The organism is Aquisalinus luteolus, assembly GCF_009712425.2.
GTDB lineage: Bacteria > Pseudomonadota > Alphaproteobacteria > Caulobacterales > Parvularculaceae > Aquisalinus > Aquisalinus luteolus.
In genome coordinates this window covers 19,531-42,222 of sequence record NZ_VCJR02000001.1, presented here as the reverse complement: position 1 = coordinate 42,222, position 22,692 = coordinate 19,531, and the positions used below count along the sequence as shown (strand labels likewise).

16 protein-coding genes are annotated in these 22,692 nt (G+C 60.5%); 8 read left to right on the top strand and 8 right to left on the bottom strand.

The features are described 5' to 3' along the window. The first annotated feature begins 19 nt into the window (after positions 1-19). From flgK to FF098_RS00165, 3 genes are read left to right on the top strand one after another with little or no spacing between them, the layout of a single operon-like run. Positions 20-1,471: a flagellar hook-associated protein FlgK gene (flgK, locus tag FF098_RS00175; RefSeq protein ID WP_155135643.1), complete on the top strand. Its 1,452-nt coding sequence runs from the start codon at positions 20-22 to the stop codon at positions 1,469-1,471. A gap of 1 nt (position 1,472) precedes the next feature. Continuing rightward, positions 1,473-2,480: a flagellin gene (locus tag FF098_RS00170; protein ID WP_155135639.1), complete on the top strand. Its 1,008-nt coding sequence runs from the start codon at positions 1,473-1,475 to the stop codon at positions 2,478-2,480. A gap of 41 nt (positions 2,481-2,521) precedes the next feature. Next, complete coding sequence (locus tag FF098_RS00165) at positions 2,522-3,634, top strand: flagellar basal body P-ring protein FlgI (protein ID WP_229714492.1); 1,113 nt, start codon at positions 2,522-2,524, stop codon at positions 3,632-3,634. Between the two features lies 1 nt (position 3,635). Here FF098_RS00165 and FF098_RS00160 read toward each other — a convergent pair whose 3' ends face one another. Beyond that, positions 3,636-4,547: an ROK family protein gene (locus tag FF098_RS00160; RefSeq protein WP_155135633.1), complete on the bottom strand. Its 912-nt coding sequence runs from the start codon at positions 4,545-4,547 to the stop codon at positions 3,636-3,638. A 103-nt stretch (positions 4,548-4,650) separates the two neighbouring features. Here FF098_RS00160 and hemN point away from each other — a divergent pair, with 103 nt between their 5' ends. Together hemN and FF098_RS00150 are read left to right on the top strand one after the other, a co-directional pair. Next, positions 4,651-5,997: an oxygen-independent coproporphyrinogen III oxidase gene (hemN, locus tag FF098_RS00155; RefSeq protein ID WP_166426246.1), complete on the top strand. Its 1,347-nt coding sequence runs from the start codon at positions 4,651-4,653 to the stop codon at positions 5,995-5,997. Between the two features lie 97 nt (positions 5,998-6,094). Next, positions 6,095-6,763 (top strand): Crp/Fnr family transcriptional regulator, encoded by a 669-nt coding sequence (locus tag FF098_RS00150; RefSeq protein WP_166426245.1) that lies wholly within the window; start codon positions 6,095-6,097, stop codon positions 6,761-6,763. A gap of 25 nt (positions 6,764-6,788) precedes the next feature. Here FF098_RS00150 and cydX read toward each other — a convergent pair whose 3' ends face one another. The 3 genes from cydX to FF098_RS00135 are packed head-to-tail and all read right to left on the bottom strand — an operon-like array spanning position 6,789 to position 9,691. After that, positions 6,789-6,923: a cytochrome bd-I oxidase subunit CydX gene (gene cydX, locus FF098_RS00145; RefSeq protein ID WP_155135624.1), complete on the bottom strand. Its 135-nt coding sequence runs from the start codon at positions 6,921-6,923 to the stop codon at positions 6,789-6,791. Between the two features lie 13 nt (positions 6,924-6,936). Continuing rightward, the gene (cydB, locus tag FF098_RS00140; RefSeq protein ID WP_155135621.1) at positions 6,937-8,082 is read right to left on the bottom strand and encodes a cytochrome d ubiquinol oxidase subunit II; all 1,146 of its coding nucleotides are present in this window, start codon (positions 8,080-8,082) and stop codon (positions 6,937-6,939) included. A 19-nt stretch (positions 8,083-8,101) separates the two neighbouring features. Beyond that, a complete protein-coding gene (locus FF098_RS00135) occupies positions 8,102-9,691 on the bottom strand; it encodes a cytochrome ubiquinol oxidase subunit I (RefSeq protein WP_155135618.1) in 1,590 nt (529 codons plus the stop codon). 113 nt (positions 9,692-9,804) lie between these two features. Here FF098_RS00135 and FF098_RS00130 point away from each other — a divergent pair, with 113 nt between their 5' ends. Beyond that, positions 9,805-11,397 (top strand): ATP-binding cassette domain-containing protein, encoded by a 1,593-nt coding sequence (locus FF098_RS00130; protein WP_155135615.1) that lies wholly within the window; start codon positions 9,805-9,807, stop codon positions 11,395-11,397. Then, a complete protein-coding gene (locus FF098_RS00125; protein ID WP_155135612.1) occupies positions 11,394-13,010 on the top strand; it encodes an ATP-binding cassette domain-containing protein in 1,617 nt (538 codons plus the stop codon). Before FF098_RS00130 ends, FF098_RS00125 begins: the two co-directional genes overlap by 4 nt. 7 nt (positions 13,011-13,017) lie before the next feature. On the opposite strand, the gene FF098_RS00120 is transcribed toward FF098_RS00125, so the two are convergent. Genes FF098_RS00120 through FF098_RS00110 form a run of 3 tightly spaced genes read right to left on the bottom strand, consistent with a single transcriptional unit; the run spans position 13,018 to position 19,341 of the window. Further along, entirely contained in the window at positions 13,018-14,556 is a 1,539-nt protein-coding gene (locus FF098_RS00120; RefSeq protein WP_205967314.1) for a tryptophan halogenase family protein, read from the bottom strand. Further along, a complete protein-coding gene (locus FF098_RS00115; RefSeq protein ID WP_155135609.1) occupies positions 14,553-16,109 on the bottom strand; it encodes a tryptophan halogenase family protein in 1,557 nt (518 codons plus the stop codon). The genes FF098_RS00120 and FF098_RS00115 overlap by 4 nt, the downstream gene beginning before the upstream one ends. 55 nt (positions 16,110-16,164) lie before the next feature. Then, positions 16,165-19,341, bottom strand: coding sequence for a TonB-dependent receptor (locus tag FF098_RS00110; RefSeq protein ID WP_205967313.1), 3,177 nt, complete (start codon positions 19,339-19,341; stop codon positions 16,165-16,167). Here FF098_RS00110 and FF098_RS00105 point away from each other — a divergent pair. Further along, positions 19,340-19,672: a hypothetical protein gene (locus FF098_RS00105; RefSeq protein ID WP_155135606.1), complete on the top strand. Its 333-nt coding sequence runs from the start codon at positions 19,340-19,342 to the stop codon at positions 19,670-19,672. The genes FF098_RS00110 and FF098_RS00105 overlap by 2 nt on opposite strands. A 275-nt stretch (positions 19,673-19,947) precedes the next feature. Here the strand turns inward: FF098_RS00105 and FF098_RS00100 are convergent, their stop codons facing one another. Next, positions 19,948-22,488: a glycosyl hydrolase 115 family protein gene (locus tag FF098_RS00100; protein WP_155135603.1), complete on the bottom strand. Its 2,541-nt coding sequence runs from the start codon at positions 22,486-22,488 to the stop codon at positions 19,948-19,950. Between the last annotated feature and the right edge of the window lie 204 nt (positions 22,489-22,692).

Genomic DNA, 22,692 nt, shown 5'->3' with positions numbered 1-22,692 from the left:
CGCATCAACAGGCGATACAATGAGTATATCACGTGCCCTTTCGAACGCGACATCCGGGCTCTCAGCGACAGCGCTGAGAGCCTCGATCGCGTCGAACAACGTCGCCAACGCAAACAATCCCGGCTATGCACGCCGGGATTTGTCCGTTGCGGAGCGTGCCTATGGCGGCGTGATATCCTCCGGCGTCAACCGGGCGCAGGACCTTGTCCTGACCGCCGACCGGCGCATCGCCGAAGCCTCCTATACCCGCGCCGATGTCACGGCGAACAGCCGCATCCAGTTCAGCCAGGCCCTTGGCGACCCTGAGACCGGCTACGGACTTTTTTCCGTCTTCCAGAATTTCGAATCGACCCTGACCGATTTGTCGGTCACGCCGGAGTCTGCAGCGCTGCAGAATGCGCTCCTCCTTGCAGGGAACGACCTGACCGCAGAATTCAACAACCTCAACGACATGATCATCCAGGAGCGCGTTGCCGCAGACGAGGCAATCGCCGCCGGTGTCGAAACGATCAACAAGGCGCTTGAGGATATTCGCACGATCAACAAGAGCCTGATGAGCGCCGATCCGGCGAGCGAGGCCGCTGCCAACCTGCAGGACCAGCGCGAAGCGCTGATCGACGACGTCTCGAGACTTGTCCCCGTCAAGGTGATCCGCAGCGATAATGACCAGGTCCACCTGATGACGCGCGAAGGCGTTTACCTGCTGTCGGAGAAAGTCCACGAGGTCGAATTCACCCGCACCTCTGCAATCACTGCCGGGGACAGCTATCCGACGACAGGGCTTTCCGGCCTCAGCGTCAATGGGGTCGATATCACGCCCGGCGGATCAAGCCAGATGGCGATCCAGTCCGGGGGCATGGCTGGCTATTTCGATATCCGCGACCGCATCGCGCCGGAATTCCAGACACAGGTCGATGCCCTCGCCGCCGATCTCGTCAGCCGGTTCGAAAGCGCAGGCATCGACCCGACGCTGACGGCTGGCGACGCAGGCCTCTTCACCGATGACGGGGCCGCGCTCAATCCGGCGGACATTGCCGGCCTTGCAGGCCGCCTGTCGATCAATGCCGCCGTCGACCCGGCCCTAGGCGGCGACCTGTGGCGGCTGCGCGATGGCATCAATGCTACCGCCGAAGGCCCGACCGGCAATGGCGCGATCTTCAACAACATGATCGATGCGCTGACGACCAAGAATTCATCCCTCGGCGGCGCTGGCCTGCCGGGGAATTTCTCTATGGCGGAGTCCATTGCCGAAGTGAACGGCGCCGTTGGCGAAGCTCGCACACGGGCAGAGGCAACCACCGCTTCCGCCATGGCCCGTGCCGACATCCTCGCGCAGGCGGAACTGAAGGTCAGCGCCGTTGATACCGACCAGGAAATGCAGGCGCTGTTGATGATCGAACAGGCTTACGCTGCCAATGCGCGCGTCATCCAGGCGGTCAACGACATGATGCGCAGCCTGATGGAGATATAAGATGATCAAGGGCGTGCCTAATCTTCTGACCTATACGCGCATGAACCAGGCGACGACAGAGATGCGTGCGCGCATGCAGGATGCTTCGCTCGAAGCCGTGACCGGCAAGCACGCCGACATCCCCGCCGCCACCGGCGCAAAGATCGGCGAGGCGAACCTGATCAAGAAAGGCCTCAACGACATCGACAGCCGCATCGGGCTCTACGGGCTCGTCTCGGCCCGTGTCGAGACGATGGTCACCTCCCTCGGCAATGTGCGCGGCGCGTTCGACGATATCGGCGCGCGGGCGCTGACTATGGTCGATTCCGGCGATTCAACCGGTATGCGGACAATCGCCAGCGAGGCTGAAGTAGCGCTGGAAAGCGTCTTCTCCATGCTCAATGTCAGCCAGGGAAATCGCACCCTCTTCTCCGGTGATGCGGCACAGACTGCGCCGCTTTCCTCCGCGCAGGACCTGCTCGCCGATGTCGAGGCGATCATCATGTCGTCCAGCGATCCGGCGGTCGTCAACGCCGCGCTCGATACCTATTTCAACGATCCGGCAGGCGGGTTCCAGACCAATATCTATCAGGGCGGCGCGAACAACGCCTCCAGCCTCGTGCTCGGCAACGGTACCCGTGTCGATTATACGGTGAAGGCGGATGATCAGGCGATTAAAGACACGATCCGCGGCCTCGCCGTGCTGGCGGCCAACAAGTCGCTGCCGATGGCGCAGCCTGGCACTGATTATCGCACCGTGGTCACGGCAGGGATCGACAGCCTTGAGGTCGGCCGCGCCGGTATTCTCGATATGGAAGCCAGGCTCGGCGTTACACTCGGCGCCATTGAGAAGAGTGTCGACAATGACAGCCATGAGCGCACGGTTCTCAGCGCCGTCTACCAGACCCTTGTCGGCCGCGACCAGTATGAAGCGGCTACTGAACTGAAACAGCTGGAGACACAGCTGGAGACTAGCTACCTGCTCACCTCCCGCCTCTCCGCCCTGAACCTGACCAACTTTATCCGCTAGCCAACTTTAACCGGCACACGAACCACAATATGAGCATCACCATGATGAAAAGAGCAGCAGCCGCCCTCACCCTCGCGATTGGCGCGTGCATTACAGCCCTGTCGCCCGCCAGCGCCGATGTGCGGCTGAAGGATCTCGTGGATGTGGAAGGCGTGCGCGGCAACGACCTCGTCGGTTATGGCCTTGTCATCGGTCTCAACGGCACGGGCGATACGCTGCGCAACTCTCCCTATACGGAAGAGGCTCTCGCCAACATTCTTGAACGCCTCGGCGTCAACGTACAAGGCGAGGATTTCCGTCCGAACAACGTCGCTGCCGTGCTGGTCACCGCAGAGCTGCCGCCGTTTTCCCGCCGGGGTTCGCGCATCGACGTCACCGTTTCCTCCATCGGCGATGCCAAGTCGCTGTCGGGCGGCACGCTGGTCATGACGCCGCTTAACGCCGCCGACAACCAGATCTATGCGGTTGCCCAAGGCTCGGTCCTCGTCTCAGGCTTCAAGGCAGAGGGCGATGCAGAGTCAGTCGTCGAGGGCGTGCCGACCGCAGGCACGATCCCGGGCGGCGCCTTCGTGGAAAAGGAAATCGAGTTCAATTTCGCCCAGATGCCGCGCATTCGTCTCGCCCTGCGCGATCCGGACTTCACCACCGCAGAACGTGTCGAGACCGCGATCAACCAGTCTTCCGGCGCGCCCATCGCGCGGATGATGGATGCCGGTACGGTCGAGCTGTCGCTGGCAGACGGTGTCGACCCGGCGCGCCTGATCAGCCGTATCGAGAACATTACCCTGCAGCCGGCCCAGAAGGCCCGCGTCGTCATCGACCAGCGCTCCGGCACCATCGTTCTGGGGGCGGACGTCACGGTTTCCACCGTCGCCGTCAGCCAGGGGAATTTGTCGATCCGCATTACCGAGACGCCGGTCGTCTCCCAGCCGAACCCGTTCTCGCGCAATGGCGAGACCATCGTGGTCCCGCGTACCACGGTTGACGTGTTCGAGACCGGCCCCGGCAATATCGCGACGGTGCAGCAGAACGTGACCCTGTCCGACCTCGTCTCCGGCCTCAATGCGCTCGGCGTCTCCCCGCGCGAGATGATCGACATCCTGAAGACGATGAAGACGGCCGGCGCCCTCCACGCGGAACTGGTGCTGCAGTAATTCAGCCTGCGTTTTCAACCGCCTGACGGGCCAGCGCCAGCGCCCCGGCAATGCCCGACACATCCGGCAGGCCCGGCGGCACGATATAGACATCCATGTCCCCCGCTGATGGCCCGTCGGCATAAGCGTTCAGCAGCTCAACCGTTTTCCGCCGCACACGGTCGATCAGGCCCGGCGTTTTCATCACACCGCCGCCATAGATGATCTTTTCCGGCATGTGGGTCAGCGTGATGACCACGGCGAGATGGGCGAGATAGAACGCCTCGATCTCGTGGGCGACGTGATCGTCCGGCAATTCCGACAGCGACTTGCCCCAGCGGTCCATTATCGCCGGGCCGCTGGCAAGACCTTCCAGGCACGCCCCATGATAGGGACAGCGCCCGGCGAACGGGTCATCCGCATGGCGCGGCGGATAGATGTGGCCGAACTCGTAATGGGACGTGCCCTGAAGGACCTTGCCTTCCGCCACCAGCCCGGCACCTATGCCGGTGCCCACGGTGACATAGGCCAGTGACCGGGCACCCTGCCCCGCACCCACCCGGACTTGGGCAAGATATTCACCCAGCGCCGCGCCGCTGACATCGGAGCTGACCTTCACCGGCACGCCATAGCCGGAAAAGGCCTGCAGGTAGCTCGCGCCTGGCCAGCCGGGCTTTGGCGTGCGGCCAACGATGCCGTACTGAGCCGATGCCGCGTCGACATTCACCGGCCCGAAAGCGGCGATGCCGAGACCTGCCATCGGCCCCTCCTCATCGATTACACGATCGAAAAATGCGCGGCAGGCAGCGAAGGTCTCTTCGGGTGCGGTAGTGGGGATGTTGAGCGTATGCCGGATGTCGTCCGGCCCCGAACCTGCGGCACAGACAAATTTCGTGCCGCCAGCCTCTATCCCGCCATACAGTTTATCGCCCATGCTTCCATCTCCTTGCCTGTCAGGGATAGACCGCACACCCCACCACAACAAGGATTTTGACCTAGGTCATTCCGCTTGCCATCGCGGCTGCCATGGTCGCACCATGAAGGAAGCCTGGAAGAAATATCTGGACCAATCCGTCCCGCGCTATACCAGCTATCCCTCGGCGCTGTTCTTCGGGCCGATGGACGCCGCGCCCTATCGCCATGCCCTGCGTGAGATAGCCCCCTATGAGCCGGTCTCGCTCTATATCCATGTGCCCTTCTGCAAGCAGCTGTGCTGGTATTGCGGCTGCAATATGCGGGTCGAAAACCGGTATGAGCGCACGAAGCCATACATGGATGCCCTGAAAACCGAAATCCATCAGGTCGCAGCGGAGCTTGGCGGGCGCGGGCGCACCTCGCAGCTGCATTTCGGCGGCGGCACCCCGAATTTCCTCCACGCGGAAGACCTCATCACCATCCTCGACGAGATCGAGAACGCCTTTGGCCTGACCGACGGTACACCCGTCGCGATCGAGCTGGACCCACGGCTTTCCTCGCCCGACAGCATCGCGAACCTCGCCCGCATCGGCATAACCCGGATGAGCATTGGCGTTCAGGATTTCGACCCGTTCGTGCAGGCCGCAATCAACCGCATCCAGCCCTATGAGCTGGTGCATGACTGCGTCGCCGCGATGCGCCAGAGCGGGATCGGCGATATCAGCTTCGACCTGCTATACGGCTTGCCGCGCCAGGACGAGCGCACTTTCAGGGAAACCCTGCGCAAGACCCTCAGCCTCGCCCCCGACCGGGTTTCGCTGTTCGGCTATGCCCACCTGCCGGAGCGGCTGCGCCATCAGCGGCTGATTGATGACGCTGAATTGCCGGGTCGGGCCGAACGCTCCGCCCTTGCAGAGCTTGGCGCGGAAACGCTGGCCGCCGCAGGCTATCGCCGGATCGGGTTCGATCATTTCGCCCTGCCGCACACTGCAATCGCGCGAGCGGACAGCACTGCGCGCCTGAACCGGAATTTCCAGGGCTTCACCGAGGACCCCGCACGCAGCGTCATCGGCCTTGGCCCCAGTGCCATCAGCTCCGTCCACGGCGTCCATGCCCAGAACGACAAGTCGATCACCACCTACTCGAAAAAGCTGCGCGACAGCCAGTGGGCGACGAGCCGGGGCATTGTCAGCACGCCGGAACAGCGCCTTGTCGGCGACTGGATTCATGGCCTGTTGTGCCGCCACGCGGCCTGTCTCGCCGACTATTTCAATATCACCGACAGCGACGAAGCGGCGATGGAAAGCCTGATGGACCGGCTCGCCCCCTTGCATCGCGACGGGCTGGTGCACCTGTCAGGCGACCGTCTGACCATAGAGCCCGAAGCGCGGCTGTTATCGCGGGTTGTCGCCGCCATATTCGATCCGGCAGTGCAGGAAAGCGGCTCGCGACTTTCAACAGCCGTGTGATTTTGCCGCTCTGGCAATTGTGGTCCGAATTGCCTAACCTGCCCCAATGCAAGGGACAGACAAACCAGAGATACATTGCGGCAAGAATATAGGGGCGATGAATTTCTGCTCGCTGTGTGATGTGCGCCCGCAGTCGATCTGCGCGGAGATGAGCGAGGAGGAAATCCGTTCCATCTCCAGGACCATGGCCCATCATTCGGTCAAGGAAGGCCATGCCATCGCCACCGAGGGCGAGCCCGTCACCCATCTCAACGTCATCGTCAGCGGCACCTTCCGCCTCGTGCGGATGCTGGAAGATGGCCGCCGCCAGATTACCGGGTTCATGTTCCCGGGCGATTTCGTCGGCATGAGCCGGACCGACAGTTCCTATACGGCAGAAGCGCTGGAGCCCTCGCTCGTCTGCAGCTTTGCCCATAACTTCCTCGACCAGATGAGCGAGAAGCACCCCGGCATCAAGGACCGCCTGATCGCCCGCGGCTCCAGCGAGCTTGCCAAGGCGCAGGACCATATCGTCCTGCTGGGCAAGAACACGGCGGAGGAACGGGTACTGAGCTTCCTGAAGCTGGTCGGGCGCGCCCGGCGCGGGGAGGACCGGTTCTCGCCGCGCATTTACCTGTCCATGCCACGCCAGGACATTGCCGACTATCTGGGCCTGCGCATGGAAACCCTCAGCCGCACCTTCGCCAAACTGAAAAAGACCGGACACCTGAAGACAGTGTCCGGCCGGTATGTGGAGTTGGGAGAGGCATTCGAACTGGCCGGTTGACCGGCTCTTTTCGGAGGGAAACTTCCTATTCCGGTTGAGGGGCTATATCCGGGCCCGGCTTTTCATCGTCACGCGTTGATTTCAGCTCGAACCAGAGCGCGTTGAGGATGCCGACCGTTGCGGCGAGACCGAGGCCCAGTATCCAGGCAAAATACCACATGGGGGTCGTCCTTTCAGTAAGCGTGTGAGGATTTGGCGATGCCGTCTTCGGTCACCTTGCCGCGCATGACGTGGAACACCCAGGCGGTGTACCCAAGGATCAGCGGCAGGAAGATGATAACGGCGATCAGCATGTTGCGCAGGGTGTTGCGGCTGCTGGAGGCATCAAAGACCATCAGCGAGTGATCAGGCATGATCGTCGAGGGCAGGATGAACGGGAACATGGTCACGCCCACCGTGGCGATGATGAAAGCAACACCCGTACCCGATGCCAGCAGCGTCAACCGCTCAACGCCCCCGGCCTTGAAGCCGAACGCGGCACCGGCCAGACCGACGAACCCAAGCGCTGGCACGATCGCGAGCAGCGGCACGTTGATGTAGTTGGCCAGCCATGCGCCACGGGCGACCTCGACCGACTTGGCGAGCGGGAAGCTCGGGCCAGCCCAGTCCGCCGTGCTGGTCAGGGCATAGCCGCCGAACCATCCGAGCGACAGGATGACCCCGCCAAGGGCGAACAGCGCGATGCTGACAAGGGCAGCATAAAAGCCGATCTTGCGTGCGCGGGTGGCAATATCGCCTTGCGTTTTCAGCACGATCCACGCCGCGCCATGCATCAGGATCATCGCGATGGAGACGATGCCGCAGAACAGGGCCGCAGGGTTCAAGAGGCCGAAGAGGTTGCCTTCATAGATCGGGCGCAGTTCGTCCGTATAGTGAAACGGCACGCCGATCATGGCATTGCCGACAGCAACACCGAAGATGACGGGCGGCACGGCACCAGAGATGAACAGCGCCCAGTCCCAATTGCGCCGCCATGCTTTCCCTTCCCGCTTGGAGCGGTATTTGAACGCGACGGGCCGCAGGATGAGGGCGAACAGGACGATGAACATGGCAAGGTAGAAGCCCGAGAAAGACAGGGCATAGAGCGCCGGCCAGGCAGCGAAGATCGCGCCACCGCCGAGAATGAACCAGACCTGGTTACCTTCCCACACCGGACCGACCGTGTTGATGATGACCCGGCGCTCTTCATCCTTCTTGCCGATGATGGGCATCAGCGCCGCTGCGCCCATGTCGAAGCCGTCTGTAACGGCGAACCCGATCAGCAGGATGCCAAGCAGTGCCCACCAGATCAGTCTGAGTACTTCATAATCGAACAGCATTGTCTTGTCCTCTCAAAGATTATTCTGCAGGGGCCGGGGCTGGCGCGGTATTGCCACCCTCACCCATGCCGGGAACCAGGTCGTCGATGGCATCGACAACAGCCGGGCCCTTGCTGATGGCTGCCAGCATCAGGCGCACTTCGATCACGGCAAGGATGCCATAGACGAGCGTGAAGCCGATGATGGTGATGGCGATATCAAGCAGGGTCAGGTTTGAGGCGGCAAGGAAGGTTGGCAAGACGCCCTCGATCACCCAGGGCTGGCGGCCAAACTCGGCGACGAACCAGCCAAGCTCCATGGCGATCCACGGCACGGCAATCGACCAGACGCACAGGTGCAGAAGCCAGCGTGGCAAGGCGTCTTCGCGCGAAATCTTCCACAGCGCGACGGCGAACAGACCAAGCAGGATGACGCCGCACAACACCATGAAGCGGAAGGTAAAGAACAGAGACGGCACGTGCGGCACCGTATCCCACGCAGCCGCGCGGATTTCCTGGTCCGTCGCCTCCATCGGGTTCTGCGTATATTTCAACAGCAGCTTGGCATAGCCAAGATCGTCCTGATACTGCGCAAACTGTTCGCGCGCAGCGGGGCTGGCCCGGTCGGCCTTGATCGCCTCCAATGCGTCCCAGGCATAGAGCCCGTTGCGGATCCGCTCCTCTGCATGATCGACAAGGTCGTAAATGCCGGGGATCTGGGTGTCGAAGGAGCGTGTGCCGATCAGGCCCATGACCCATGGCACATGAATGGCGAAATGTGTCTCCCGCGCTTCCTGGTCGGGCAGGCCGACGAGGGTGAAGGCGGCGGGCGCATCTTCCGTCTCCCACATCGCTTCCATGGCGGCGAGCTTCATCTTCTGATGGTCGGTAATGGCATAGCCGCTTTCGTCGCCAAGGACGAGCACCGACAGGGTCGAGGCAACGCCAAAGGCGGCAGCGATGGCAAAGGAGCGCTTGGCCAGTTCCATGTGCCGACCGCGCAGCATGTAAAAGGCCGAGATGCCGAGCACGAAGACCGCGCCGGTGACATAGCCTGCACTGACGGTGTGTACGAACTTGGCTTGCGCGACCGGGTTAAACAATACGGCCATGAAGTCGGTCACTTCCATACGCATCGTGTCCGGGTTGAAGGCCGAGCCGACAGGATTCTGCATCCAGCCATTGGCGATCAGGATCCACAGGGCCGAGAAGTTCGTGCCCAGCGCCATCAGCCAGGTGACGGTCATGTGGGCGACGGGCTTCAGGCGGTCCCAGCCAAAGAAGAACAGGCCGACGAAGGTCGCCTCGAGGAAGAAGGCCATCAGTCCCTCGATCGCCAGCGGCGCGCCGAACACGTCACCGACATAATGCGAGTAGAACGCCCAGTTCATGCCGAACTGGAATTCCATGGTGATGCCGGTGGCAACGCCGAGGGCGAAGTTGATGCCGAACAGGACACCCCAGAATTTCGTCATCTCCCGCCAGACCGTCTTGCCGGTCATGACATAGACCGTCTCCATCATGGCGATCAGGATGGACAGACCAAGGGTCAGCGGCACGAAGAGGAAGTGATACATCGCGGTCAGCGCAAATTGCAGCCGCGACAGGTCAACGATTAACGGATCAGGCATGGAAAGCTCCTGTTAGATTTTCCGGTTTCTTGCATGCCCTTTGCCATGACTGTCCTGTGCAGTTTTTGACCTAGCTCAAAATCCCCGCGTCCCTTTCAGGGTAGGTTCCGGCCATGAAGAGAAAGACGACACGCGAAACGGCGCTGGAACGGCGCCTGCGCGGGCAGGCCGGTGCGGCCGCCCGCCTCAGCCTGTTGGCGAGCAGCGCGGGCTACGCCTTGCGCATTTCCATGCTGGCAAGCCTCGCCGTTCTGATCGGGTCGCTGGTCATGGATGGCAAAACCGGGCTGTGGATCACTGTTGCGGCGCTGGCCAGTACAGCCGGGTTTCTCACCCTTCAGTTTGTCGCAGCGCGATCGACGAGACAGGCAGAGCGCGATGTCGCGAAACAGGTCGCGGGCATTTATCGCGATTTCCTGCAGAACCGCACGCCATCGACCGTACATGATTACGGCACAGGCGACCTCATCAGCCGCATTTCCCGCCACCCCAGCGCCATAGCCAGCGGCGTGATCACGGTAAAAAACGCCCGCAGCCTGATGGCCGCAGGGCCATTGATAGCTGCCGCATTTATCTTCTTCTTTTCACCCCTTGCCGCAGGGCTGCTGATTGCGTCACTGCCAGTGATGATCGTCTTCTTCATTCTCGTTGGTGGACTGACGAAATCCCGAGCCGAACGCCAGGAGGCCGCCCTGTCGCGCCTGTCCGGTATGTTCGGCGATCGTATCCGCTGCCTGCCCACCATCGCCGCCAATCACGACATAGACGGACAGGCCGGCATGATCGGGGCTGCGCTGGAAGACCACCGCCGGGTCAGCATGGACGTGTTGAAGGTTGCCTTCCTGAACTCGGCGGTCCTTGATTTCTTCTCATCCCTCAGCATCGCCATGCTGGCGATCTTCTTCGGGCTTGGTCACCTCGGGCTCGTTCACATTCCCGGCTTTTCCGGCCTGCCGCTCGGCTCCTCCCTCGCCGTCCTGATGCTGGCACCTGAATTCTTCAATCCGTTACGCCGGTATGCGGAGCTTTATCATGCTGCTGCCGAGGGCAAGGCAGCTTTGGCGGCCCTCGCTGACATCGAAGAGACACCACTGGCAGAGGAAATGCGCACGCCTGCCAAGGGTCTTCATGACCCTATTGGCTGGCGCAACCTGGTGCTGCCCCATGTCGGTATCATTCCTGACGACACGCTGCCTCGTGCCGGTCTCGTCATCATCAGCGGGGCAAGCGGCAGCGGCAAGACGACCCTACTGCAAGCGCTAGCCGGGATTGAGCCCCAGACTGCAGGGCAGGTTTTCCTTCCTGAAGGCGCGGGAAGTTCATCCAGACAGGCATCCAGACAGGCATGGAGCAGCAGCGATGTGTTCCTGACGGCGCCGATGATCGATGATCTCCGCCGCAATCGGCCTGCCCTTTTCCTCGGGGATCCCCGTTTTATCGAGAGCGGGATCGAGCCGGAAACGCTGTCCGGTGGTCAACGCATGCGCCTCTCCCTCGCGGCAGCGCTTGGCAGCGATGCACACATCCTGTTCATCGACGAGCCGACAGCCAAGCTCGACCCGGCCTGCGCCAGCCGAATTCGCAACACGCTGAAGGCTGAGGCACGCCATCGGCTTCTGGTTGTCGCCAGCCATGACCCGGCGCTGATTGCCGCAGCTGACAAAGTCGTCTCCTTCGACCGGCGGCTGAAAGAAGTGGCATCATGAAACAGTTTCGCGAAAGTCATATCTGGACGGACAGGCGCTGGCGCCCGGCCCTGATAATCAGCCTTGTAACGGCATTCAGTGGCCTGCTGCTGGTCGGCGTTTCAGGCTGGTTCCTGTCATCCGTCGCCCTTGCAGGCGCGGCGGCCGGCGTCGGGATCATGGCTGGCGCTGCGGCCTTTGCCTATAACTATCACCTGCCGGCGGGTCTGATCAGGCTGTTCGCGATCACCCGGACGGTCGGAAAATATGCAGAACGCCTGACCGGCCATGCAGCGGCCATGGGTGACCAGATAAAACACCGCACACGGCTGTTCCGGGGTATGGCGCAAGCACGTGCGGTTCATGAAGATGGATGGCAGTTGTCGCGCGACGACCAGATCGGCGCGTTCATGGACGATGTCGAGCAGGTGGAGTTCGCGAGCCTGCGCGCTGGCCTGCCGGGGCTGACGGGTGCTGTGATTATCGCAGCCTGTCTCATCGCCACTGCCGTCACTGCGCCCCTGGCCTTGCCTGTGGCGGTCATCCTTCTTGTGCTTACCGCTTTCCTGTCACACCGCATGGCGGATCAGGCTGCATTGCGCTGGCAGGAAGATCGCGAGGCCGAAGCCGACTGGTCCCGCATGCTTGGCAGACAGATCCACGCCCTCGTGCCGCTGGCTGGTAACAGCGAGCGTGAGACGGTGCTGACCGCTCCTTTCGCTGCGATTGATCAGAGCGCCGATGCACGGGCAGACCAGGCCCGCCTGCTTGCTGGCGTTGAACTGGTCGCGGGTATCCTCGCCCCGGCCCTCATGATCCTCACCATCGGCACGGCGTGGCTTTCCGGTTTGCGCGCCGAGGCCCTGTTGCCCACTGTCTTTGGCGGATTCCTGTGGCTTGCCGCCGGTGAGGTGATTTCCGGCCTGCCCCGGTTGTTCCTCGCGCGGGCACAGGCGCGCCATGCCGGGCAGTCCCTTCAAGCCTGGCAGGGTACGGATGAAGCAATAGACATGCAAACCACGCCATTACGCCTGAGGGTCGAGCAACGGCACGTATACTCACCGATCGGAACAAAGCTCGGCCATGTTTCGGGCTTCACTGCAGAGCGAGACAGCGCTGTGGCGATCACCGGACCGTCCGGGTGCGGCAAGACTTCACTGATGAAGGAAATCGCCGGGTGGATACCGTGGCAAGCAAGTACGCCTTATCCCCTCGGCACAGACATGCCCACCGTCCGGAGGATGTGCCACCTTAGCCTGCATGATGCAGCCATCATGGCAGGCAGCGTGCGCGACAACCTGTTCTCCGCTGCCGACGACACCCGCCTGTGGCATGCACTTGAAATCGTGGAGATGACCGACCGGGTCAGGGAGAATGGCGGCTTGGACAGCATGCTGGACCGGCAGGCCAGCCTGTCGCTCGGCGAGGCACGACGTATCGCCCTTGCCCGCGCCATCCTGTCGACACAGCCAGTATTGCTGCTGGACGAGCCGGGTGAGCATCTCGATGCGGCTCAGGCAAAGCGCATCATGCAGAAACTGTTGGCGGAATGCCGGAACCGGATCGTCGTCTATGTCACCCATGACGAGCGGCTGGCCGCACTGGCGCATGAACAAATCGCCCTGAAGCGCTAGCAACCTGTCAGCCAGAGGCGGCGCAATTGCGCGCGATATAGTCCTGATGGGTCGGCAGGCTGGTGGCGGTTCTGGCAACGGCCTCTTTCAGGCGGCCCATATTCTGGACCAGCGCATCGGCCGGCAGTCGGTCGACCAGCGCATCATAGCGTTGCGGATCGATGCCCTGACCGAGCATCACGGCAAGCCAGCTATGAGTCGTGAACAGATCGTCCGGGTGGGGAAAGATACGCCCGCTCGCCCGGAAAATCTCCATCTGCTCTTTCAGCGTGTCGGGAATATCCATGTTGGCGACATAGCGCCAGAACTTGGTATCGTCGCGCTGCGTTGCATTGTAATGCAGGACGATGAAATCTCGGGTGCGCTCGTAATCGGCTGTCATCTGGCGATTGTAATGCGCCCGCTCGGCGTCACTGAAGCCGTTGCCGGGCCACAGGGTGAAAACCCTTTGCACACCCATCTGCGCGAGGTGGATGCTGGTCGATTCCATCGGCTCGATGAACCCGCCGGCAAGGCCAATGGCAACGCAGTTCTTTTCCCAGAACACTCGTCGGTGGCCGGTGCGGAAGCGCAAGGGCCGCGGCTCTGCCTGCATCTCGCCGTCAAGGCCGGCAACGAGTTGTGCATGGGCCTCGTCCTGTTCCATGAAGCTGCTGGAATAGACATGCCCATTGCCGGTGCGATGCTGCAGCGGGATACGCCAGCGCCAGCCCGCCCTGTCGGCACTTGCGCGGGTATAAGGCACAGGCGGGCCGTTACTGGCAGTCGGCACGGCAAGGGCACGATCGCAAGGCAGGTATTTGCTCCAGTCGACATAGTCGACCCCGAGAGCGCCCTCATGCAGAAGCGCCCTGAAACCGCTGCAATCGAAGAACAGGTCGCCTTCTATTACCTGCCCATCTTTCAAGGTAACAGATTCGATATCGCCCTGCCCTGCATCCTGCTGCACACTGACGATCAAGCCCTCGACCCGGCGCACGCCCCGCTCCTCGGCATAGCGCCGCAGCATCTGGCCATAGAGCGTTGAATCGATGTGATAGGCATGGCGCATGGTCGACAGGATGGCGTTATTCCCGCCCTGCGGCGGGGAAAAGCGCCCCTGATAGGCGGCAAGGGTGCAGAGATTATAGTCGCTGATCTCGCCTGCCGCGCCTGCGGGGGCATTCCCGTTCGCGGCCATGTCCCTCAGCCGCAGCCAGAGCTGGTGGAAGGCAAACTCAGGCGTGTCGCGGCCATAAAAGCCGAATGGATGGAAATAGCTGTCACCCTTGCGCAGCCAGTCGACAAACTCGATGCCCAGCTTGAACGTACCCTGGCTCTGGCGCAGCATCTCGTTCTCGCTGATGCCGAGAAACTCGTTGAACTCCGTCAGCGTGGGGATGGTCGCCTCGCCCACACCGATGATGCCGATATCGTCGGATTCGACGAGCGTAACCGAAACGCCCGGCGGCGCGGCACGGGCAATCGCCGCGGCACACATCCAGCCGGAGGTACCGCCACCGACGATGACCACATTGCTGATGATGTTGCGTGCGTCAGACATCATGCACGCGCACGGGCCTTTGGCCGGAACCCGTTTGCCACGACCTCGCTGACAAGATCGCGATGCGTCGGTACTGCGGACATGGCGTTCTGGCTCTGCCGGCGGATGCTCTCGAATTCGCGCCTGGCGTCATCATAAAAACGCAGGGCCCCGGCACGGGCACCGATATCGGTCTTGAAGCCCATGCCATAGAGAATGTACTGCCAGCTGTTCTCGTCAAAAATATCAACGCCAGCATCGATATCGAGGAAGGTTGGCGGGCGGTGACGCCACTGCTCCAGCTTGCCGACCAGATAATCCGAGACAGAAGAGTCCGCACGATTGTCGCGCCAGAAATCGGTGTCCGTCCGCTCACTGAGGTAATAATGCAGCTTGATGAAGTCGATGACGTGCAGGAAACGCTTCTTCATGATCGCGTTGAACTGCTGGGCCGAGCGTTCATAATCGCCTGACCAGGGGAACAAGTTGCACAGGATCAGCGCGGCGATTTCGGCAAAGCTGATACCGGTCGCCTCCAGCGGCTCGACAAATCCGCCGGACAGGCCGATCCCGACACAGTTCTTGTGCCATTGCACCTCCCGGAACCCCGCCTCGAATTTCAGGTTACGATGTGGCAGTTCCTGCGCTGCCGCACCGACATAGCGCTGCAGGGTCGCCAGTGCCTCGTCATCCGTACAATGATCGGATGAGTAGACATAACCGACACCGCGGCGGGCGTGCAGGCCGATATCCCATATCCAGCCAGCGTCCTGCGCCGTCGTATAGGTACAGGACGGAATCGGCACATCAGGCCGTTCATAGGGCACCTGCATGGTCACGGCGCGATTGCAGAACAGCTGCTCGCGGTAAGAGGTAAACTCCTGGCCCATCGCCTGGCCGATCAGCCGCGCCCGGAAACCGGTGCAGTCAATATAGAGGTCAGCCTTCAACTCGCCATGGACGCGCGCCGTCACCGAGGCGATGGCGCCGTTTTCATCGAGCGTCACATCGTCGATCGTATCGACCAGCCGCTTGACGCCCATGGCTTCGGCACGCTGGCGCACGACCATGGCAAGCTTGCCGGCATCGAAATGGTAGGCGTAATTCAGTGGCGCATCGTAATTGGGGTGGGTAATGAGTTTCGGCGCAAGCATGGCGTCGACCACGCGTTCCTGCACCGTACAGACCTCTGCCCACGGCCTGTCCCCGGCGACACCGAGCAACCAGTACGGCAACAGGTCCATGTCCGTGTGCTGGGACATGACCTGGAAGGGGTGGAAATAGGAATCGGTGGGATCATCCGCGGGATTGGTCTTCCAGTTGCGGAAGCGAATACCTTGCTTGAACGTCGCATCCGCATGGCGGATCAGATCGCTCTCGTCGAGGCCGATGCGGCCCATCGTCTTGCGGATAATGGGAAAGGTACCCTCGCCAACGCCGAGGATACCTATCTCATCGGATTCTACCAGTGTGATAGAGACACCGCCGGGAGTGTCAGCCGACAACATCCGCGCCATATAGGCGGCGCTGATCCAGCCTGCGGTTCCTCCCCCGACGATCAGGACGCTCTTGCTCATTCTACACCTCTATAAAGTCAGGCAAGTATGCTCAGGAGCGTCCCTTATAACGCACTTAGAAGTCAAAGCCCAAGTGCAGGCTGTAGCGGCGATCTGTCACGAAGACAGCGCGATCGACGAAGACATTGTCGAGAAGCTCTGTCTCGGTACGCTGTTCCTGATCGAGGATGTTCTGAACGTTGAACTTGATGTTCATGCGGTCAGTCAGCTGATAGGAGACACTACCGTCGAGACGCTCCTGCTCGGCGGAGTATACCGGCAGGCCGAACTGGATGACTTCGCCGGTATAGTCCGTATAGGTGTTCGTCGTACCGGAATCGTTGGTCGTCGCCAGGTAACGGTCACGCCAGTTATAGGCAAGACGGGCACTGACCTTCTCATAATCATAGAGAAGCGTTGCAGAGTATGCCCATTTCGACAGACCAACCACCGGCACATTGAGCACATCGCCATTGATGTCACGGGCGAAAGCGTCCGGCGCATCATTGTCGATATAGGTCACGTTACCGGTGACACCGAAGCCACTCCAGGCACCCGGCAGGTTGTCGAAGTACGTCCGGCCGCCAAGCTCGAAGCCACGGATGATCGTGTCGGAGTCCGCGTTCGTGTTCTGGCGTGAGGTAACCGCGCCATCAAGGAAGAAGGACTGGGACGGATCGACGACCGGCGGCTGGGTTGGATCGGAATTGACGACCAACGGTGCTGTCTGGGGTGTCGTGCCGCCAGAGAACAGGGAGCTTGCCGCAAACGAGGCGTTGTCGAAGGTGATGTAGTTGTCGATCGTCTTGTGGAAGAGCGACAGATACACCGTCGAGCCACGTCGCGGGTACCACTCGACCGAAACGTCATGGTTCAGCGACACTTCCGGCTCCAGCGTCGGGTTGCCGGACGTGTTGGTGTAGCCATTGAAGACACCCGGAATGGACGTGGCTTGCTCATCGGTATCGGCGCCATTAGCCAGCCAGTATTCACGGATCTCATCGTTAAGCGTTGAGTCCACCGTCTGGGCTGAGGCGATACCCTGGGCACGAATATCCGGGTAGCGCGGCGGTGTCAGCGTCTGGGTCAGCGCATAGCGTGCAATCCAGCCATCCTGCGGCTCGAACTTTACGTTGAAGGACGGGAGGAAATAGTCCTTCTCGAAGCTGCCGGAGATGTCGTCGGAGAAACCAATCGTCTCCAGAGTGCCAGGATAAGGCGTGTTTTCATTTGCCTCTTCCCAGTCGACAAGGTTTTCAATCCCGCCTATCGAGTCGATGAAGGCCTGCTGGTCAGCTTCCGATTCAAAGAAGGTCGCGCCTCCGTTGAAGTTGAAGTTACCCATGCTGGAGACATCGTAGTTTACCCAGCGTACGCCGAGGTTACCGCTGAAGTTCATCCAGCCTGCACCATCATTGGCAAAACCGACCATGGCATAGGCCGATTGCGTGTCGGCTTCAGTCGTATACATGGACGGAAGCTGGTCGAAGTTCCGGTTTCTCGGATCGCTGCCATACAGATATGTTGTCGTGTCAGGGTTGGAACACTGATAGTACAGGTCCGGACCGCAAGCCGTGTACGTATCATACACACGATCGAACTGATCGGAGGAGTTGACCTGGCGGGTCGGGATCCAGACGGACCCGAGCGGCTCGACATCGCCTTTGAAGAAATCGTCGAAATCTTCAAGATAGAAGTCGCCGTCAGGCGCCGTGCTGGCAAAGGCACGGGGGACACCGTTCCAGCCGCGGCCGGTCGGAGACCACCATGTACCAACGAAGCTGTCGGACTCTTCACGGTCAGCAATCCGGCCGCCGATCTGCGCCTTGCGGAAGAAGCCATCGTCGCTCAGGTCGAAGCTTGCATCCAGCTGGAATGCATGCGCATTGCCTTCGTTACTGGTGTCCAGCCAGTTGATCCGCGAGCCACCGGCCTGTGCAGGGTCCGTCGACAGTTCGTCAACAAAGTTGAAGTACGGAACGTCACCGGTCAGGTCGACTTCGGTCTCGACGATCTGCGGGATAACGGCCAGGCCGATGCTGTACTTGCCGGAACGGGATTCCGCGTCGACATACTGATAGCTACCGCTCAGGTCCCAGCCTTCGCCTTCATATTTGAAGCCGGTGCTGTAGTCGGCTGTCTTGCTGAAGCCCGGTGTAAAGCTGGAGTTCATGGCAACCGCCTGACCGGAGGTCAGGTTGGTGCTGCCAATGGAGCCGCTGACGAACACATTGTTTTCATCGAAAACAGCGCCCGGGAAAACACCCCATGGCGTGCCTGGTTCCGGGCCCATGATCTGGCTTTCACGATTGCTTTCGCGTTCGGAAATGAAGGTCGTGTGGAAGAATTCCAGATTGTCGGTCGGACGCCACTGGATGGCACCATAGTAACCATTCCGGGTACGCTCGAACTGGTCTTGCGTATAGCGGACACCGCCCGGGACATAGACGCGCTCGCCCTCGAATTCAGTCGCATAGAACGGCGGAATGATGATGTTGCTGTCGTGGGATGCGATCTTGGAATAGGCCAAGTCGACCAGAACACCGATCTCACCGATGCCGGTGTCCCAGCGGTTCGACAGCATGATCGAGCCGGCTGGCGTGATCTCTTCCGAATAATCGCCATAGTCGGCCGTAACGGCGGCACTGCCCTTGAAGCCGTCATGGTCGAACGGCATCGCGGTCACGAGGTTGACTGTACCGGAGACGCCGCCCTCGATAAGGTCGGCACGGCTTGCCTTGTAGATCGTAACCGTCTTGAGAAGTTCCGGCCCGACATCCGCCCAGCTCAAGCCGGACCCGCCGTTTGCGGAAAAGACTTCACGGCCGTTGATCAGCGTCTTGGTCTTGTTCAGACCACGAACCTGTACGCCGGAGCCCTCGAACGCGAAACCGTCCGGTGAGCCTTCGCTGCCCGCGCGGATCCGGTTCATGGTCACGCCCGGCGCGCGCTCCAGGATTTCGAGGAGCGACGTGCTCGGAATCTTGCCGGCTTCGTCGAGAACCAGCGAATCACCGATCGTGTCGGATTCACGCTTCAGGTCGGCTGCCGTTTCCAGCGCCTGGCGCTGGCCGGTGATGACAAGCACATCACCCTCGTCTTCGTCATCCTCGACCTCGGTGGCAACCTGGTCATCCTGGGCATAGGCCATGGTCGGCACAAAGCCGGCCCCCATGACACCCAGTACCAGCGTGGAGGCACCTGCCATCGCCCACAGCCTGGTATCGTTAGATTTTTGAGTCATTCTCTTCATGTTCTTCCTCCCTGAAGGCCTTTATTTCCACAGCGCCGGCGCGCTCATCGCGACACCGGGTTTCGCAGCACCGATTGCAACCGATGTCACGCAAACCAACCATTTTACGACCGGGAAGAGCCTGACTTTTCTTTCTAGAAAAATCCAGAAATTGAACTCAAACTGCAATAAAACTATTTCTGTACTGCAGCACTCAGCATCATTTCCTGAACGTCTTTCCCGGTATTTTTTATTTTTACTTGGCAGCTCAAATAGCTTTGAGACCGCTATCAATTGCTATCACACTCATTCGGACACCGGAATGGGGGCTTATGGCGTGAACGCTTTGTAATCGATTGCATAAATGAAATTTGGTCAGTTCGCAAGACGCAGTTACATGAATGCAACAAAAATTTGGGTGATTTTGACAATCGATCTCAATCAAAAACTGGCTAAAATACATAACTTCGAGGGGAGCTTTTCTGTATAAAAGCTCTTTTACGCTACCGATTGCCCTATATTGCGCCAGAACGGCATTGACCCGGCGGGAGGGGTCTACCGCCGGGTCAATCTAGGATAAATACAACAGATTGCCCTTTTCAGAGCTTACGGGTCGTTGCCCTCAGACTAGTTCGAGGCAATCTCCAGATGCTCGATGATGATATTGTCATCGAGGCGCCAGAGCTTCAGCGTATGCGTACCGGCACCGACATCCTCAAACTTTGCGCTGAGGGTAAAGCCATTGTCGCGGACAGCGGCATCCCAGTCCACCTGCTCCTGACGCTCAGCCCCGCAGCAATGGGGGATCAGGTCGAGATTTAGCACCTGTACCGGGCTGTCATTCAGCGAAACGCCAACGCGAACCCCTTCCTCGCCAATCGTGTCCAGCGTCGGGGACATCCTGACACCGACCGTCACGTCAACGGCAGTTTCGACATTGATGTCGTACTCAAGGCGCATGCCGTCCTCGACAGTCGTTGCCGGCCGGCCCTGCGGGGTGGCGATCATCGCGCCGCCGCCGAACTGGCCGAGATTTGCAATGGCGGCCCACTCCAGCTCGCCCGCAGGCACAGCCCGGTCATAGGCAGTCGCATCGATCAGCATTGCCGCCGGCTCAACCTTGCCATCGAAGCGAACAGCGTCAGGCGTATCACCAGCAACACGGATGATTTCAGGCATGACGTCTTCATCGGGCCCGCGCCAGTCCACAAAGCCAATATTAGGCTGGGCCATCATGTGGTTCCACTTGCCGCCCTCAAGCTGGTGATAGGCATCGGCCAGCGCGGCATCGCGGGTGAAGGCCGCCTCGGCCTTGTCAGCGAAATAGTTTGCTCGCGGATCGTCCGCTGCGGCGAGAACCCGGTTCCAGGCAGTCGCCCGATACAGCTCGTAAATATTGGCCATGGACAGGATCGGATATTCGACCAGCTGGAAGAACGCACTGAGCTGGTCCTCGTCGAGATCGCCTTTGACAGCCTCCAGCTCGGCTATCAGCGCCTGCCATTCGTCCACATATATGTCGTATTCGCCCCGCGTCAGGCTGTCGCCATTCATGGTCCCTATCGGCCACGTCTCGGCGTTCATAAGCTCAGGCTTGCGGCGCGCCGCATACTGGCTGTAGCGGGTCATCAGCTCGCCGATAGCATCGGCATGTTCGTCACCAAAGGTTTCCGCAGCCCATTCAGCAGGGAAGGCCTCCACGGCATCCGGTGTCATTTCTTCCGGGTCCCAGGCATGGGCGAGGAAGAAGTCGAGCGGAAACTCCATCGGCTTGATATCGCCGACATTGACGATCCAGATATCCTCGACACCGCGGCGGTAGGCAAGGTCCATCTGCTGCCAGGTCTTCTCGATCTGGTTGGTATTCGTCCATTTGTAGCTGCGCGGCGCACCGACATAATCGAAGTGGTAATAGACGCCAAATCCGCCCTCACGATCGAGATCCTTCGTCGGCAGGCGGCGGTTCTGCCCCCAATTGTCATCGGCGAACAGAAGCGTGACATCGTCAGGCACGGACATGCCCTGATCGTAATAATCCTGCACTTCCTTGTATAGCGCCCAGACCTGCGGGGTCTCCTCCACCGGCTTGCCGGTGACATCGGCGATGATTTCGCGCTGGTCGGCAACAACCTGTTCCAGCAGTCCGATGGCCGTGTCTTCTGACATCGCCTCATCGCCATCGCCGCGCATGCCGATGGTGACGACCTTGTCGAAATCCTTCGACCGTTCCATGCCGTCACGCCAGAATGCCTGAAGGCCTTCCGGATTGGTGTTGTAGTTCCACTCGCCCTCGCCATGACGGCCCCATTCTACATGGGCGCGCATCAGCGGCTCGTGGTGTGACATGCCGACAACGATACCCATGTCATGGGCCAGCTGACCACTGAGCGGATCGTCATCGTAGAGTGACTTCCCCCACATCGCCGGCCAGATATAGTTGCTCTTCAGGCGCAGCATGAGTTCGAAGACATGCTCGTACATGCCGGAATTGACACCGCCGAACTTCTCACGGGCCCAGCTGCCAAGAGCAGGATCCTCATCGTTGATGAAAAGGCCGCGATATTTCACCACCGGCCGGTCGTCACGGGTACCGGCGGTGATGAAGACATTCTCATGCTCTTCGGCTGGCACATCCGCAAAATAGTGCCAGGGGGACACGCCGATATCTTCTGAGATATCATAGGTGCCGAAGACTGCGCCGCGCCGGTCGGACCCGGCGATGACCAGTGCCTCGGGCACATTCGGCAACGGGTTTTCGACCACGGTGATGGAATAGGCCTCCCAGCCACCTTCAATGGCCGACAGGTCGATCAGGCCGGCTTCGGCAAAGCCGTCGATCAGCGTGCTCTGCCCGGCAACGCCGATGATGACAACAGGACCATCGACCTCATTATAGTCGGCGGTGAAAAGCGCTTCTCGACCGCTGACGCGCTCAAGGTCCGTAGCGAAATCCCGGGCAACACGCAGGACGGCCTGATCGGCATCGCCATCGACCAGAACTGCGGCAGGCTTGCCATCGACGATCAGGTCCATGTCACCGCCCTGGGCAGTGAAGCAGACCGACGCCTGGTCGTTGCAATCCTCCGCCAGGGCCGCCGTCATGGCACCTGTCGAGACGGTGGTAACGAGGGTCAGGACGCCCGCAAGGGCAGGCAGCATTGGCTTCATGGTGTTTCCTCTGTTTCTTGCAGCAAACCGGCTGTGACATCGATTGCCCCAAGCTAATTGAAAGTGCCCGGGAGTGCAATCACATCCCCGCGAACTAATGCCGATGTCGTTCTGCGGGACGCGTTTTTCCCAGCAATCATCTGATCAAAAAAAAGCCGCCATGTACAATGGCGGCTTGAGATATTCCAAAGGGGCAAAGCCCCT

Coding starts and splice junctions, on each gene's coding strand:
- FF098_RS00160 (WP_155135633.1), bottom strand. CDS start 4,547: ATGGGCGATAAACTGTATGGCGGGATAGAGGCTGGCGGCACGAAATTT.
- FF098_RS00130 (WP_155135615.1), top strand. CDS start 9,805: ATGAAGAGAAAGACGACACGCGAAACGGCGCTGGAACGGCGCCTGCGC.
- FF098_RS00170 (WP_155135639.1), top strand. CDS start 1,473: ATGATCAAGGGCGTGCCTAATCTTCTGACCTATACGCGCATGAACCAG.
- FF098_RS00120 (WP_205967314.1), bottom strand. CDS start 14,556: ATGATGTCTGACGCACGCAACATCATCAGCAATGTGGTCATCGTCGGT.
- cydX (WP_155135624.1), bottom strand. CDS start 6,923: ATGTGGTATTTTGCCTGGATACTGGGCCTCGGTCTCGCCGCAACGGTC.
- FF098_RS00100 (WP_155135603.1), bottom strand. CDS start 22,488: ATGAAGCCAATGCTGCCTGCCCTTGCGGGCGTCCTGACCCTCGTTACC.
- FF098_RS00105 (WP_155135606.1), top strand. CDS start 19,340: ATGTTCTTCCTCCCTGAAGGCCTTTATTTCCACAGCGCCGGCGCGCTC.
- cydB (WP_155135621.1), bottom strand. CDS start 8,082: ATGCTGTTCGATTATGAAGTACTCAGACTGATCTGGTGGGCACTGCTT.
- flgK (WP_155135643.1), top strand. CDS start 20: ATGAGTATATCACGTGCCCTTTCGAACGCGACATCCGGGCTCTCAGCG.
- hemN (WP_166426246.1), top strand. CDS start 4,651: ATGAAGGAAGCCTGGAAGAAATATCTGGACCAATCCGTCCCGCGCTAT.
- FF098_RS00115 (WP_155135609.1), bottom strand. CDS start 16,109: ATGAGCAAGAGCGTCCTGATCGTCGGGGGAGGAACCGCAGGCTGGATC.
- FF098_RS00165 (WP_229714492.1), top strand. CDS start 2,522: ATGATGAAAAGAGCAGCAGCCGCCCTCACCCTCGCGATTGGCGCGTGC.
- FF098_RS00135 (WP_155135618.1), bottom strand. CDS start 9,691: ATGCCTGATCCGTTAATCGTTGACCTGTCGCGGCTGCAATTTGCGCTG.
- FF098_RS00125 (WP_155135612.1), top strand. CDS start 11,394: ATGAAACAGTTTCGCGAAAGTCATATCTGGACGGACAGGCGCTGGCGC.
- FF098_RS00150 (WP_166426245.1), top strand. CDS start 6,095: ATGAATTTCTGCTCGCTGTGTGATGTGCGCCCGCAGTCGATCTGCGCG.
- FF098_RS00110 (WP_205967313.1), bottom strand. CDS start 19,341: ATGAAGAGAATGACTCAAAAATCTAACGATACCAGGCTGTGGGCGATG.